This window comes from Sporolactobacillus caesalpiniae, assembly GCF_040513385.1.
Lineage (GTDB): Bacteria > Bacillota > Bacilli > Bacillales > Sporolactobacillaceae > Sporolactobacillus.
In genome coordinates this window covers 113,106-128,407 of the sequence record NZ_JBEVCB010000004.1, presented here as the reverse complement: position 1 = coordinate 128,407, position 15,302 = coordinate 113,106, and the positions used below count along the sequence as shown (strand labels likewise).

Genomic DNA, 15,302 nt, shown 5'->3' with positions numbered 1-15,302 from the left:
TAGTTCCCCTCTTTGAAAAGATTTATTGATTTAGATTTTTGTTTTCCGATGCACGTGTCAGCGCAGGACTGCTGTTTTCCTCAGCATCGTTATAGATCGCCTGCTCCTTGCCGTACCACCAGCGGCTGAGTGTCTTTTGAAGAAATGGAACGACCCAGTAATCTAACCCGACGCTTCGTCCTGATCCGTTCATCAAAGCGATCGAAGCGGGGAGTGCCCATAATTTATCCCATCCGAGCATTGCGCTCAAGGTAAATACAACGAGAAATCCTGCGCTCGCGCCGCTGCTGATCCAAGTAAATAGGCCGGCAAGAATAGCGAGCCCGATTGCGAGTTCAACAAACACCATGGTTCGCTGCATGAATATCGCCATGTCGGCGTTCGGGAGCATGAGCTTCATGATCCATTCAAACCAGAACGGCATTTTACTGAAAATCGGTGTTGCCCATTGAGTTGCCGTGTCACCCGCGCCGCTTCCGGCTGCCTGACTTGCACCTGTCGTCGCGGTTTGCAGCCATTCAAATGGCATCTTCACAGCTGATCCGGTCAGCCAGGAGTCCTTGCCCAGTCCGTTAAACAAGAGATGCACATTCGACCAGCTTGATGTTGCTTTGTTCCAAGTGCTCTCGCCCCATAGCTTTGCGAACGCTTCGACGAGCCAGAATCCGCCGACAAACACGCGCAATGGAAGGCTCCAAAGGACATTACCGTACCGAGTAGACAGGTTGCGGAAAATGTTCCGTTTATCGTTCGTTTGAAAAAATTCATGCATGATGTAGTGGAACATATAATGCGCACTGCGAATGCCAAAGAAGTAGTACAGGTTCACCATGTGCTTCATGAAATTAGCGAAGAAGCCGCTTAAGTGCAGACTTCCTAAATGAGCGACTCCGTATCGAGCGCCAATAGACACCATCACGCCGTGATAATTGCCCTTGAATGCCGCTTTTTCTCCACCGGTACTATGTGCAATGATGTTTTTCACTGCAGTTCCTGCGGTTTGTTCGGCCGCTTCAACAATCTGAGGAGTCGGTTTTCCGCCATCTTCAAAATAGGCGAGGTCGCCGACAACGTATACATGATCAAAGCCCTCAGCTTCCATATACTTGTTGACCGTCAGGCGGCCTGCGAGCGCCGATTTCATGCCAAAACTGCTTGCTTGCGTATTCGCTTTTACTCCGGCAGTCCAAATAAGGGTGTGTGTTGGAACTTCCTCGCCTGATTTCAGAATAATGCGGTCTGCTTTTACGTCAACTATCGGGGAACTGGTTAAGATTTGGACGCCTTTTTTACGCATGTATTTTTCTGCTTTGCCGGCATCTTTTCGATCAAGCATATTTAAAATTGTTGGTACCGCTTCCACTAAATACAAAGAAATATCCTTTTCATCGAGTTTATTAATCTTTGCCAATCGAGTTTTCCATTCAATCAGCTCGCCAATCATTTCGACTCCAGTAAAACCGGAGCCGCAGATGGCGAAGTTCAGCATTGCCCGGCGTTTTTCTGCATCATGTTCCGTTGCTGCTTTACGAACGATCTGTTCGATATGCTCACGCAGCTTTACCGCGTCTTCCCAAGACATCAGTGTAAAGCCGTGTTCACGAACACCCGGTGTTCCAAAATCGTTCGGTTCGCCGCCCATGCCCAAAATCAAATAGTCATAGGCGTACGTGCCGTGCTCTGTTGTGACTGTCTTTTTTTCATGATCAACTTGTGTGACGTGGTCGGTAACAAGGTTGACTTTTGAATGCTTAAATAGTTTACGTAGGTCAAATTTGATCGCTTCAGGCTCGACACGGTGTGCGGCGACTTCATGAAGCTCGGTCATCATTGTATGGTATGAATGCTGATCAATCAATGTAATGGTGACCGACGTATCTTTCTTAAACTTTTTAGCTAATTTTTTTGCCGCGTGAACGCCTGCGTATCCGGCACCAATAACAATAATGCTCTTATTGCTCATACTATCTTCCCCTTCCGCAAAACATTATTAAAGCGCTATCATAAAGATGAGAAATGATTTGTGAAAAAAAGAACAATTGCCTAAATTAATTTTACTCTCTGGATATCTATGTGTCTACAACTGAGACTTGACGAACATTTAAAAAACTTGAAAGCGTTCACAAAAATGATATAGCCATTTATCCAATGTGATGGTATTATAAGTGAGTAAGGAATGTGATGAAATTCACAATTTGTCATATTAAGGGGGTAAATGTTGATTATGAGTATTAAAAAACTACTGTTGCCGTTAGGTCTTTTAATCATCATGATGTTAGCTGCGTGCGGCTCAAATGAAAACGCTACCAAATCAAACACAAACAAAAAGGCTTCCGGATCGAGTGAACCTGCCACATCCAAATTGATTGCAGGAGCACCTTTAAAGGATGGCACTTATTCATTGAAAGAAAAGGAGCTTGATAGTCACGGCTGGAAAGCGACCATGGCGATTACAGTTAAAGATGGTAAAATTACGAAATCTGATTACAATTATGTCAATAAGGATGGAAAGCTGAAGTCGGAGGACGCAGGCTACGAAAAAGCAATGAAAGCAAAATCCGGAGTTGGTCCTAAAGAATACATTCCACAACTAAATAAAGCGCTTGTTGCCAGCCAAGATGCACAGCAGGTAGAAGTTGTTTCCGGTGCAACGGAATCATCTGATCACTTCATTAACTATGCGCAGCAATTAATCCAAGCCGCACAAAAAGGCGATACGACTCCAATTGAAGTGGACGCACAGGCGAAATTAAAAGACGGCGTGTACAAATTAGCAGAAAAGAACTTGGCGACAACGGGTTGGAAAGCATTTATCAACATGACAGTTAAGGATGGGAAGATTACAAAAGTTGATTATAACTTCAAGAATAAAGACGGCAAACTGAAAACGAATGACGCCGGCTACGAAAAAGCGATGAAAGCAAAATCCGGCACGGGTCCGAAAGAATATATTCCAGCGCTCAGTAAAGCTTTGATCGACAAACAAAACGCTGAAGAAGTAGATGTCGTATCCGGTGCGACACACTCCAGCCACTCGTTCCGCGTCTATGCGGCGCAGCTGATTAACGCAGCTCAGAAAGGCGACAAAGCGCCGATTGAAGTTGACAATCTTGTATTCCAAGAAAAATAAGAACGGTTACATTATTGCCATAAAAGACTTTAGAGCGCAGAATAGCTCTAAAGTCTTTTACACTAATTAACTATGAGTGACGTGGAAGGAATGAGACCGATGAAGAAAACAGGCATTGTTTTTTTTTAATCATGTCCTTGCTGATTGCGACGGGATGCAGCAATAAGGCGCAAACAAAAAAAGTAGAGCTTCTCAGCAATCCCTACAGCAGGACGGAATTCCTAATGGGAACGGTTGTGACTGTGAAGATTTACGATAAGGGAAAGGCTCATGTACTTAAGCCGGTGTTCAAACGAATTGAAGAACTGGCGCATGCCACAACTGTAGAGGACAAAAATGACCGGTCTGAGATTGATGAGGTGAATGACCAAGCGGGAATTAAGCCGGTAAAGGTTTCTAAAGACATCTATCGCATGGTTAAGATTGGCAAAAAGTACAGTCGGCGTTCCCATGGGAGCTTCGATCTGACCATCGGGCCATTGACGAAACTATGGCATATCGGTTTTTCTGATGCCCGTAAACCGGCGCAAAGCGAAATTGATCACGTACTTCCACTGATTGGCTATAAACGAATGATTCTGAACGATCAAAAACAAACTATTTTTCTCAAGGACAAAGGCATGCGCCTTGATCTCGGAGCGATTGCCAAGGGTTTTATCACTGATGAAGCAGTCACAGTACTTAAGAACTATCATGTTCAGTCAGCAATTGTGGATCTAGGCGGTAATATTTTTGTAATGGGAAACAATGCTTCCGGAGAAAAGTGGACGGTGGGGATTCAGAATCCTTATTCACCGCGTGGAGAAATTGTCGGGGAAATTAAAGAATCCAATCAATCGATTGTTACATCAGGAATCTATGAACGTTTTATCAAAGTCCATGGAAAAATTTATCATCACCTGCTCAATCCTGCTGGAGGCTATCCGTTTACTAATGACATTGCCGGCGTTTCTGTGATTACGGATGCATCAACCGATGGCGATGCACTTTCTACCGTTCTGTTTGCCGAAGGGGTTAAAGGCGGACTGGCGTATGCCAAGAAGTGGGGGATCAAAGCAGTGTTTGTCACACGGGATAAGAAAGTCTATGTAACACCGAATCTGAAAAATAAATTCGTGCTGACAGATAAAACATTTAGTCTGGTCAAATGACGAACGTTGGGTTTGAATAAATGATTTATACCTGGAATGTGAGCCCGAGTGCAAAAGCGATGCCGTCCATAACAATGAGTAGATGAAGAACAAAGGAGTGAAAAAGATGTCTCTGCGCGCATTTCTTAAGCTTGTTGAGATTCAAACCAAACTGGCCAGTCTCTTTCCTTTTCTCGTCGGCTGCCTGTTTGTTTCGTATCGCTTCCATCAATTGAATCCAATCAATACATTGATATTCTTTAGTTCCATGCTGCTTTTCGATATGACGGCGACGGCGATTAATAATTATATGGACTACAGAAAGGCAAGCAATGACGAATACCGCAGAAAAGAGAATATTGTCGGACAGGCAAACATTCCGGAAAGACGTGTTATTTTCACGATCATCAGTCTTCTGGTTTTAGCGACAGCATTAGGTTTGGTACTTGTAGTACGAACCGATCTCATTGTTTTGCTGGTTGGAATGCTATGCTTTGCCATTGGCATCTTGTATTCCTTTGGTCCGATTCCGTTCTCCAGAATGCCGATTGGTGAAATCTTTTCAGGAGTCACGATGGGGTTCGGCATTTTGTTTCTGACCGTCTATGTTAACGCGTATAATCAGGGAATCGCGAATATTATATGGGAAGGGCGAACAATTACACTTCACGCGGATATTCTCCTGCTCTTCGAAATTATATTGGTTTCATTCCCTTGTATTTTTACGATCGCGAATATCATGCTTGCAAATAATATATGTGATCTTGACGATGACATCAAGAATCATCGGTTTACCTTACCGTACTATATTGGCAAAAAGTATGCGATTTGGCTGTTTAATGGTCTCTATGCTGCAACCTTTGCCGCAATCCTTGCCGCTGTTATTCTTGGAATCCTTCCGTTGATTATGCTGCTTGCATTGCTCGCAATCATTCCTGTGTACAAACAGGTCAAACAATTCAACCAGGTGCAGGTTAAATCGAAAACATTCGTTGTTGCAGTGAAGAACTTGGTTCTAGTGAATGGAACGTTCGCGTTATTGCTTATGATCGCTGTTTTCCTGTAAAGGGAGGTTGAGTCCAATGAAGGATCTGATGATTGACGTTGAAAATGTAACATTCAGATATGATCGTCGTGAACAAACAGATGCACTTTCATCAGTATCGTTCAAGGTGGAAAAAGGTGAATGGCTGTCAGTCATTGGCAACAACGGCGCCGGCAAGTCTACTTTAGCAGCGCTGTTGATCGGGTTGATTCAGCCGAGTAAAGGGACAATACACATTAACGGCGTGGCGCTTGATGAAGAGTCCAAGTGGACCATTCGGCGTAACGCTGGTATTGTTTTTCAAAATCCGGACAATCAGTTCATTGGTGCGACGGTTCAGGACGATGTCGCGTTTGGATTGGAGAATCTGAATATGCCTGTCGATGAAATGCAGGTGCGCGTGACAGAAGCTTTGGAGACAGTCGGTCTGCTTGATTATCGGACCGCCGATCCGACGCAATTGTCCGGCGGGCAGAAGCAGCGCGTTGCGATCGCCGGCGTGCTCGCATTGCGGCCTGATCTGCTGATTTTGGATGAAGCCTTTGTCATGCTTGATCCGCGAAGCAGACGCGAGCTGCTCGCGACATTGAAGCGGTTGAAGGCAGAACGAGACGTGACTATTCTCTCGATCACGCATGATATGAACGAGGCGGCAGCGAGTGATCGAATCCTTGTTTTGAAACAAGGACATGTCGCAAGAAGCGATACTCCTGCTCATATTTTCAGCGAAGAGACGGAACTCGCAGCACCTTTCAGCGAGCGTTTGCGGCGTCTCCTGCTGAATAAAGGCCGCAGGGCGCCGGAATCTTACCGGACGGAAAGCGAATGGGTTCAATGGCTATGCGACTAAGATTGGATCACGTGACGGCAGACTATCAGATTGGTCCGGTGCGCAGCCCTCGGGTACTGCGGGAAGTGAGTATGTCCTTGCAACCCGGAACATTTACGGCAGTGGTTGGTCCGACCGGCGCAGGTAAATCCAGCCTGCTAAAAGTGTTGAACGGGCTTTTGCTCCCCCAGTCAGGACAAGCGGAAATTGGAGACATCACCATCGATGGCAAATCGAGCAAACGGATACTGAAAGCGGTTCGGAAACGTGTCGGGATGGTGTTTCAATTTCCTGAGTCCCAGCTGTTCGCTGAAACCGTGGAACAAGACATCAGCTTCGGTCCCTTGAATTTCGGCGCGCATCCTCATAACGTACATGCATTGGCCGAAAAAGTGATCGCTCAAGTCGGCCTGGATGAATCCATACTTTATCGATCACCCTTCTCATTGTCAGGTGGTCAAAAAAGGAGAGTCGCTATTGCCGGTGTCTTAGCCCTGGAGCCTGAGGTGCTTGTCTTAGATGAACCAACTGCCGGCTTAGATCCGACTGGAAAAGAGGAGCTGCTCTCACTTCTCAAGCAATGGAACAAGCAGAATGGATTAACCATTGTTATGGTCACCCACGATATGGAAAGCGTGGCACGCTATGCGGATGATGTGGTGGTGATGGAAAAAGGAAGGGCTGTTTTTCACGATTCTGCGCGCAATTTATTCGAGGATACGGAACGCCTGGAAAGATGGCAGCTTGATGTTCCGGATGCCAGACACTTCCAACTGGAATTCGAGGCGCGTTCGGGTACGCGCTTGCCACGCGTCTGTCTGACTGAAGATGAACTTGCGGATGCGCTGATTGAGGTGGGACGCGTATGAACAAGTTAATTCTCGGACGCTATTTCCCGGGCGATTCACTCATCCACAGATTGGATCCACGTGCCAAATTGATCGCCGGAATTGCTTTCATTTTCATATCTTTTTTGGCAAAGAATAGTCAGGGTCTAATTTTGCTGTGGCTCTTCACCTTTTTCGTCATGAGTACAACGAGAATTGGTTTTCGAGCCTTTTTTCGCGGTGTTCGTCCATTAATTTGGCTGATCTTGTTCACCGTGTTTCTTCAGATTTTATTTACCTCCGGCGGAACCATCTATTTCAACTGGGGTCCAATAAAAATTTCAGAATATGGCCTGGCTAACGCACTGTTTATCTTCTCACGTTTCGTGACGATTATAGTCGTCACAACGGCTGTGACTTTAACAACAAAACCAATGGAACTTACAGATGGCTTGACCTTTTTGATGCGTCCGCTGCGTATTTTGCGGGTTCCGGTCGACGAATTGTCAATGATGCTGTCGATTGCGCTGCGTTTTATCCCAAATCTGCTCGATGAGACGCAGCGCATTATGGATGCGCAAAAAGCGCGAGGCGCGGTTTTTGGCGAGGGTTCGCTTTTTCGCCAGATGAAAGCGTTGGTGCCCATTTTTCTGCCGCTCTTCTCAAGTTCGCTTAATCGCGGCGAGGAGCTGGCCAATGTAATGGATGTGCGCGGGTATCGCTCCGAGTTGCCGCGGTCTTCCTTTCGTCGGTTGATTTGGAAGAAAGGGGACACAGTCTGTCTGTTCACGATGTGTCTTCTCACGACGGCTTTTCTAATACTGAATCTTACGTACTAAACGGGAGATGTTCTGCTTATCCATTCCTATCAAGGGATGGGTCTATTTCTCGTTCTACGTAAACGAAAGCCTCGCTTGCAGGGAAGATCATCGTTAACGAAAGATCAGATTAAAAGTTTAATGGCCCAAGACATCAATGTTGTGTTCGAACCATTGGTGCGCTATCTTAGTGAGGTAAGAACGCTGCCCGTGTTTTCTACCGGACGGAAAATATGGCCAGAACTTTCGGACAGCTGTCGTTATGCGGAGGTAGTTCTCGTGAATGAGATCATTCAGTTACTCAATGAATATAGTTACTTCACACTCTTTTGCGCGTTAATGCTTGAATTGATTTGTATTCCGATTCCCAATGAAGCCCTCTTGAGTTATGTCGGCATATTGTCCTTTCATGGGAAGATGAATCTGATTCTTTCTTTGTTATCGGCAGGGTCCGGTGGAATTCTAGGCGCGACACTCTCCTATTGGATCGGCTATACGCTTGGTGTCCCTTTTTTTCGCAAGTTCGGTCGCTATATTCATATGGGACCGGAGAAAATGGATCGAATTTCAAAATGGTATAAGAACTATGGAAAGGTGCTTTTAGTTTTCTCCTTCTTCGTACCCGGTATCAGGCATATTGCAAGCATTATTTCCGGAGTGATTCGCCTTCCAGTTCGATCATTCTGCCTCTTTGCCTATATTGGCGTCTTTCTCTGGACAGGCACATTTCTATCACTCGGTTATGTATTGGGTCCGCAGTGGGATAACTATCAAGGAGATATCAAAAAATGGCTGGTACTGGCCAGCGTTTTCTTCGGTATTGTTTTGCTGTGTTACCTAGTGATCAAAGCGAATCGAAGGTATATCAAGGAGTCGCTTTTACTGCTTTTTCAGGCGACTTTTATGCGGTATCGAAGCTTTTTGAAAATCAAATTATTTATTTTTTTAATTCTGGCCGCATTTATTTCTTTTATTACTTTGATGGTGGGAATGATTCAAAATTTCATTAGCAATGAATTCACGCCGTTCGATAAGATCTCAAGGGTGGTTATCTCCTTTGTCGCCGATTCTCGGTTATGGTCCACGATGCAGCATATATCAGCCTTGTCTTCATGGACTGCATTAAGTAGTATTCTCATTTTAACAATCGGTACGATCCTTGTTAATAACAGAGACAAATGGCTTGAGCTGTTGTTTCTTGGTCTGACTCTGACCGGCGGTTTTCTTTTTTCAAACGGCGTTCGCTGGCTCTTTCGTTTTATGCTGACCGGCAGCTATACAAGTGCGGATTTTCCGAATGAGCGATCGATGATGGTTCTAATAATAATTGGCTATTTTTTGATGATGCTGGTGCGCCATCAAAAGAATTATCTGATCAGCATGATCGAATTAGTTGTGCTCCTTTTCATCTTGCTGGCTTATTCCGTCAGCGCAGTCAGCATTTTCCGTATTACTCCGAGTGATCTGCTGGCGGGCTATGTTTTCGGAGCGGTTTGGGTGAGTGGTCTGATGCTTTCACTTGAACTATTCCGATTTCTGTCACTTATAAAGAAAGGATTAAACCATTAAGGAATTCATTCATTTGAGTCGTAGTGTGACAGGTGAAGCGGGTGATGAGCGTTCGAAGGTGGATTGATCTGTTTAAGAAAAAGTTCCAATAAAAAAAGGCCGGGCACAATGCGCGGCCATCAAAATTTTATTACGGCAGTTTGTTGCCCGCCGCCTGATAAATAGCGTACCATTCCTCACGGGTGAGCGTAACGTCCGCACCTTTAGCAGATTGAGCAATTCGGTTCACGTTTGTTGTACCGAGAATGACCTGCATCTCAGCCGGATGACGAAGGATCCACGCGACAGCAATTGCGTTATTGCTGACCTCGTATTTCGCCGCAATTTCATCGATTTTCTTGTTTAGTTCAGGAAACTTTGAGTTATCTAGGAAAACCCCTTCAAAAAATCCATATTGGAATGGCGACCACGCCTGAATCGTTACATCGTTCAGACGGCAATAGTCAAGAATGCCGCCGTCACGATCAGACGCACCGTCAACGGTCATGTTTACATTGATTCCTGCGTCAATCATTCCGGTGAACTTGACGCTGAGCTGGAGCTGATTGATTTCCAAGGGCTGCTGCACTGACTTTTTCAGAAGTTCGATCTGGAACGGATTCTGATTGCTGACACCAAAGTGAAGCACCTTGCCCTCGGAATGCAGCTGATCAAATGCAGCGGCCACTTCTTCAGGTTCAACCAAAGCGTCCGGACGGTGCAGCAGCAGATAATCCACATGATCCGTCTGCAAACGTGTCAAGCTTGCGTTGACTGTTTCAAGCAAATGTTCCTTCGAAAAATCAAATGCCTTATTATGTTCGCCATTGCCGCGCACAATGCCGCATTTTGTCTGTAACGTGATTTTATCACGCAAGCCGGGCTGTTTCGCAAGCACTTTACCAAACAGGGCCTCACATGCACCGTCACTATAGACATCCGCGTGATCAAAAAAGGTAACGCCATTTTCCAAATCGGTTTTGATTAGCCGATCCACCGCTTCCTCAGACATGTCCGAAATGCGCATACATCCTTGAACAACTGCCGACCCTAATTTCTTTTCAGGTCCAATTGCGATTTGTTTCAAGACTAAATCCCTCCACTGTATCAATAGTTGAAAGCCTTTTCGTAATTAATATTAGAATGTACACATACAAAATTAAAGCAAAAAGGCTTAATTAAGTAGTTAAAGTGTATAGAATGATAAATTAAATTGACAATAGTGTGTGTTACACAGTATATTAATGCTGTGGAGTTGATGAAATGGCTGAAGAAAATGAACTCATAGAAAGCTTGACGCAGGAATTGAGACGCGGCATAATCGTGCTCAGCGCGCTGAGCCAGCTTTTTGAGCCGCAATATGGTTACTCCCTTGTGAAGGTACTTGAAGAAAAAGGTGTTTCTGTCGATGCGAATACGCTTTATCCATTATTGCGTAGGCTGGAAAAGCAAGGACTTCTAGAGAGCCACTGGGATACGCGCGAATCGCGACCTCGTAAATATTACCAAATCAGCAAAACGGGTGAGAACGTGTACGTACGTTTAGGTGAGGAATGGAGGAAGATGGTTAAGAGCATGAACAATTTGCTTACAGATCAGGAGGGACAGTAAATGGGACTAATTGATCGCTATATTTATGCGCTGATCAGAAGAATTCCCTTGAAGCAAAGAGCGGATATTGAAAAAGAGGTGCGCAGTCTGATTGAGGATATGCTTGACCGGCGTGCCTATGGGAGAGAGGCAACATCGGAAGACATTGAGGCGATTTTAACAGAACTTGGCGATCCAAATAAGCTCGCTGAACAATACCGAGGATATAATCGTTTTTTAATCAGTCCTGATGTATTTGACACCTATTGGACAGTACTCAAAATCGTTCTCGCAGTCATAGAAATAGCGGTTGGCGTCACGTTCGCCATTCAAATTGTTGTCTCTCCGACCAATCTATTAAAAGCGTTTGTCGATGCTTTGATTTCCGGCGTTTCTTCAGGAATGAATGGATTTGCGATCGTCACGATCATCTTTGCACTCTATGAGTTTTCACAACGAGATAACAGTGGCCGTGCTGGGGGGAAAAAGAAGAACTGGAGTCCGAAGCGTTTGCCGGATATTCCCGACTCAAAGAAAGAAATCAAACGTAGCGAGTCAATCATCGGCATTGTTTTTTCGATTCTGTTGATGGTTCTATTCGTTTATTCGTCCCATCTGATTGGGATTTATCATTTGGCAGACGGCCGCATCACGCAGGTTCCAATTTTCAATGATGAAACAATTCGGGCAATGCTTCCACTCGTTTTTGCGTTGGTCAGTATAGGTATCCTGAAGGAGTGTCTGAAGCTGGTGACCAGATGCTGGACTAAGAAACTGGCTGCTTATCTTTTCGTGATCAATGTCGTGTCCTTCGCTATAATCGCAGCTATCTTTACAAATCCGGTACTGTGGAATCCGGACTTTTTGAGCGATATGGTCCATGCAGGAATTGTATCTGGAAATGGCGATGACTATCAGATAATAAAAACGATCTGGGAGACCGTGACCGGCAGAATAATCTTGCTCATCGCTCTCGGTTATCTGATCGACACCTGCGAGCTGTTCTACAAGGGATTTCGAAAATAGACAAGAAAAAACAATTCGTGAATAGCCTAACGCAGCGGATCAAAAATTCAGTGCAAGGTTAGATAGGCGATCAGAACAAACAGCAGCCAATACGGAAACCAAAGTAGCGCGTTCAAAGCGATACCCAATGCGGCTTTCAAATTACGCGGTCTCTGCTGAGCGAAGTGATTTATAAACATCATGTAGACTACCGCGGCCAGAATGGCGACCCAAAAGAATCTGATGAACCTAGTGATCATTATACACGGTGTAAATCGCAATTTATTTCTCGGGAAATATGTCGTACTTTATCAAATAGAGTGAACAATGGATGAATAAGTGAGGTAGGTCTCATCATAAACGAGGATGTGGGTCCATTTTTATAGCAATACTGTCATTTAAAGAAAATGATCCGCCTTATATGCCATCCCAGTGGCTGAAGTGGATCATTTTTCAGTGTAATAAATTCACTTACGCACTACTGTCCGCTCAATGCGGATGTTGCCATACACGCCATCAGTGTTAGCAGCACTGATGACATTACTCGTATTATACATTTTATGTATGGACATGAGAAGAAAAGTAAAACCTTTATCACAAAACTTTTTACCCTTAATTAGATATGTAAGTTATAATAATAAGAATAATCCAAATGATCAAGAGGTGACCTAATGACTCAATTGTATCTGTATTATGCACTGATTACCTTAGCAATTGTAACGGTGATTGCCGCATCATTCTTCATCATTTATACCTATCAAAATATAAGGTATAAGAATACACAATACTACCGAATGACACACCGCCCTTATCTGAAAACCCTCCGATCTGTTGGCAGCCATGGAGAATATTTGACCTATAAACAGCTGCGTCCAATCGAAAGGCAAGGGCGCTTCCTCTTCAATGTTTACCTGCCTAAGGATGATGGCAAAACCACCGAACTCGATGTGCTGCTGATTCACAAAAGTGGAATTTACGTGTTCGAATCGAAAAATTACAGCGGCTGGATTTTCGGCACTGAAAGTCAGCGGACATGGACTCAGTCCTTACGCGCAGGACGAAGGAGTATTAAAAACCACTTTTACAATCCAATCATGCAAAATGCGTCACATATGAAATACCTGAAGCAATGCCTCTCAGATTATCCACACATCGTTTATCATTCCCTTATTCTTTTCAGTGATCGCTGCGAACTAAAGAAAGTTACATTAGACCTAGGCAACGCTCAAGTTATGAACCGACACCGTGTACTAAATCATGTGAAACGCATAATCAGCCAGACGGGTGCGATTTTAACGGCTGATGAGATTGAAGCAACCTATCAGAAGCTGGTTCCCTACTCGCAGGTGAGTGAAGAAGTGAAACAAACGCATATAGAGAACATCCGGGCGAGATACCCAGAGAAAAAGAAAGCCTTGAAGGGAGCAGCCATCGATCACAACGGAGAAAATACCAGTGTGGTAAGTGAGACTGCAGCAGCGCAGGAAGTCACAAGCCCACCACAGCCGTCGGAAGACTCAACGTCAAAAGATACAATTCAGAGTTCTGCTATTCTGGAAGAAGAAACTGATCAGATCGAAAACCGAGTCGTCGTTGACGAATCCGTGACCGCTGCACCTGAAAAAATCTGCCCGAGATGCGGAAAATCAATGACCAGACGTGAAGCGAAGCGCGGCAAACACATCGGCGACCACTTCTGGGGTTGCTCCGGATTTCCAAAATGCAGATACATAGAGAAGGAAAATGGTGCGGGATGAGCCTATCTGTGAAGTGCAGCTGCTGTTTAGCCCGCTGCGGTTATAGATGGCGTTTAGCTGTTAAATGCTAAGGACAGGCTACGCGTTTCCATGATACCATGGAGGAAATTAGCAGAATGAGAGCGTGATCATGGTGCCAATACTCGATAAGCAATTGGTTGTAAATCGTGTGAATAAAGAGTACGACTGTCAGTTATCTGTAGTAAAAGGGAAACAGATTATGTATGCCGGAATTTCTCACGGGCGAAAAATTGTACTTTGCACGCCCTCATCGAAACTGCACGTTAATGGCAATGGCTGGTTTGATCTGACTATGAAACAAGCTCTTTTATTAGATAATGCGGACATTGCCATATTATTTGTAAGAATGCAAGGCAATAAACTGTATATATTAGACTACAAACAATTAAGAAGATTAATGACGAATGATAATAAACTAACCAATCCTTATGAGGGAGAGCATTGGAAATTTTTTGTCTGGAAAAATTATATTAAGGTTCAGGGCTGTGATCAGAATTTTCCTGTTTCTGCGGAACTTATTAACTCTATCAATCAATCACAAGATTCAGCACGAAGAACGACGACTCTGTATACTCAATCATCTTCTGAAAACATTGAGCCATCACTGACACAGGTACAATATCAAAAGATTGGGAGGATAGCACAAACAAAATTAAAAACTGTACTAGAGAGCGGGGTCATAGCATCTGGAGAAATTGAAGCAATGCTGACGAATGACTATTCAAAGCAAACCTTTGATCTGCAATATCCGCTTTTAGTAAGACCAGGAGAGAATTTTGAACACAGGAGATATTACAGCAAACCGTTGATGATTCAAGGTGCCACATATTATATGTGCTCGCAATGGTATGAGACTATAGCGAATAATGACCGCCCTTATCTATTAAAGTGGCTTTCACTACATTCTTAATTGGATCTCGAAGAAATAATTATACGAATCATATTGCGAACACACGATCTTATCGGATATACTCTAATTATGGCAATTAGGCATATGAGCGGATGGCAGTGACACCTTCAAGATCGGAGGTGCTGCCCATGACAGTGTATCAAGCACTAATGCTCGCAATTTCTTTTGCGGGACTTATAATAGCTATACTGTCATTTAAAGAAAGAAAATGATCCGCCTCATATGCCATCACAGTGGCTGAAGTGGATCGATTTTCGTCTTTGATTTACTTTTCATGCACTGCTGTCCGCTCAATGCGGAAGTTGCCATGCTTGCCATCAGTGTTAGCAGCACTGATGGCTTTTATTAGTGTATGCCAATCAGCATAACACCATACAATTTTACACCAAAGAAACTATATCTATACCATATTATACAGTGCATCACTTCAGTTGAAAAGAGAGAAAGAGCGTTGTTGTGGAGGTTTCACTCATAAATGGGAATCAATAGTTACTTTTTTGTAATCCCTTTGAATGGTGTACCATCATTTTTTACGTCTAAAAAAGTATGCGAATCTCGATCTGCTTTAACCCATTGCTTTGTTTTGGGATTGTAGTATTGAACTCGATTTTTTACTGCACCATGTCTTCCGTTGCCGGGTTTTCCGTTTGTAGCCATTATACTCACTCCTCGTTATTTTTATAGATTCAAGT

General features: G+C 44.1%; 15 protein-coding genes. 12 read left to right on the top strand and 3 right to left on the bottom strand.

The genetic code is table 11. From position 1 onward, the window contains the following. Positions 1 to 22: 22 nt before the first annotated feature. Positions 23 to 1,963, bottom strand: a complete 1,941-nt coding sequence (locus ABWW58_RS08970; protein ID WP_353868808.1) for an FAD-dependent oxidoreductase — start codon at positions 1,961 to 1,963, stop codon at positions 23 to 25. Between the two features lie 261 nt (positions 1,964 to 2,224). Here ABWW58_RS08970 and pplA point away from each other — a divergent pair, with 261 nt between their 5' ends. From pplA to ABWW58_RS08935, 7 genes are all read left to right on the top strand, one after another. Next, positions 2,225 to 3,130, top strand: a complete 906-nt coding sequence (gene pplA / locus ABWW58_RS08965; RefSeq protein WP_353868807.1) for an extracellular electron transfer flavoprotein PplA — start codon at positions 2,225 to 2,227, stop codon at positions 3,128 to 3,130. 131 nt (positions 3,131 to 3,261) lie between these two features. Further along, the gene (locus ABWW58_RS08960; protein WP_445783424.1) at positions 3,262 to 4,281 is read left to right on the top strand and encodes an FAD:protein FMN transferase; all 1,020 of its coding nucleotides are present in this window, start codon (positions 3,262 to 3,264) and stop codon (positions 4,279 to 4,281) included. 106 nt (positions 4,282 to 4,387) lie between these two features. After that, a complete protein-coding gene (gene menA / locus ABWW58_RS08955) occupies positions 4,388 to 5,326 on the top strand; it encodes a 1,4-dihydroxy-2-naphthoate polyprenyltransferase (protein ID WP_353868805.1) in 939 nt (312 codons plus the stop codon). A 16-nt stretch (positions 5,327 to 5,342) separates the two neighbouring features. Then, positions 5,343 to 6,155, top strand: a complete 813-nt coding sequence (locus ABWW58_RS08950; RefSeq protein ID WP_353868804.1) for an energy-coupling factor transporter ATPase — start codon at positions 5,343 to 5,345, stop codon at positions 6,153 to 6,155. Continuing rightward, positions 6,146 to 7,003, top strand: a complete 858-nt coding sequence (locus tag ABWW58_RS08945; protein WP_353868803.1) for an energy-coupling factor transporter ATPase — start codon at positions 6,146 to 6,148, stop codon at positions 7,001 to 7,003. Before ABWW58_RS08950 ends, ABWW58_RS08945 begins: the two co-directional genes overlap by 10 nt. Continuing rightward, positions 7,000 to 7,800 (top strand): energy-coupling factor transporter transmembrane component T family protein, encoded by an 801-nt coding sequence (locus tag ABWW58_RS08940; protein WP_353868802.1) that lies wholly within the window; start codon positions 7,000 to 7,002, stop codon positions 7,798 to 7,800. Before ABWW58_RS08945 ends, ABWW58_RS08940 begins: the two co-directional genes overlap by 4 nt. Before the next feature lie 258 nt (positions 7,801 to 8,058). Continuing rightward, positions 8,059 to 9,348 carry a DedA family protein gene (locus ABWW58_RS08935; RefSeq protein WP_353868801.1) on the top strand — a complete coding sequence of 430 codons (1,290 nt, stop codon included), beginning with the start codon at positions 8,059 to 8,061 and terminating at the stop codon, positions 9,346 to 9,348. A gap of 130 nt (positions 9,349 to 9,478) precedes the next feature. On the opposite strand, the gene ABWW58_RS08930 is transcribed toward ABWW58_RS08935, so the two are convergent. Next, on the bottom strand, positions 9,479 to 10,414 hold the full coding sequence (locus ABWW58_RS08930; protein ID WP_445783423.1) for an aldo/keto reductase: 936 nt from the start codon (positions 10,412 to 10,414) through the stop codon (positions 9,479 to 9,481). A 176-nt stretch (positions 10,415 to 10,590) separates the two neighbouring features. Here ABWW58_RS08930 and ABWW58_RS08925 point away from each other — a divergent pair, with 176 nt between their 5' ends. The 5 genes from ABWW58_RS08925 (at position 10,591) to ABWW58_RS08905 (ending at position 14,822) form a co-directional block, all read left to right on the top strand. Continuing rightward, a complete protein-coding gene (locus ABWW58_RS08925) occupies positions 10,591 to 10,938 on the top strand; it encodes a PadR family transcriptional regulator (protein ID WP_353868800.1) in 348 nt (115 codons plus the stop codon). After that, positions 10,939 to 11,943, top strand: coding sequence for a hypothetical protein (locus ABWW58_RS08920; RefSeq protein ID WP_353868799.1), 1,005 nt, complete (start codon positions 10,939 to 10,941; stop codon positions 11,941 to 11,943). Positions 11,944 to 12,593: 650 nt separating this feature from the next. Continuing rightward, the gene (locus ABWW58_RS08915; protein ID WP_353868798.1) at positions 12,594 to 13,679 is read left to right on the top strand and encodes an NERD domain-containing protein; all 1,086 of its coding nucleotides are present in this window, start codon (positions 12,594 to 12,596) and stop codon (positions 13,677 to 13,679) included. Between the two features lie 130 nt (positions 13,680 to 13,809). Then, entirely contained in the window at positions 13,810 to 14,610 is an 801-nt protein-coding gene (locus tag ABWW58_RS08910; RefSeq protein ID WP_353868797.1) for a hypothetical protein, read from the top strand. A 92-nt stretch (positions 14,611 to 14,702) separates the two neighbouring features. Continuing rightward, positions 14,703 to 14,822, top strand: coding sequence for a putative holin-like toxin (locus ABWW58_RS08905; RefSeq protein WP_353868796.1), 120 nt, complete (start codon positions 14,703 to 14,705; stop codon positions 14,820 to 14,822). A gap of 277 nt (positions 14,823 to 15,099) precedes the next feature. On the opposite strand, the gene ABWW58_RS08900 is transcribed toward ABWW58_RS08905, so the two are convergent. Continuing rightward, a complete protein-coding gene (locus ABWW58_RS08900; protein WP_353868795.1) occupies positions 15,100 to 15,267 on the bottom strand; it encodes a hypothetical protein in 168 nt (55 codons plus the stop codon). Positions 15,268 to 15,302 lie beyond the last annotated feature (35 nt).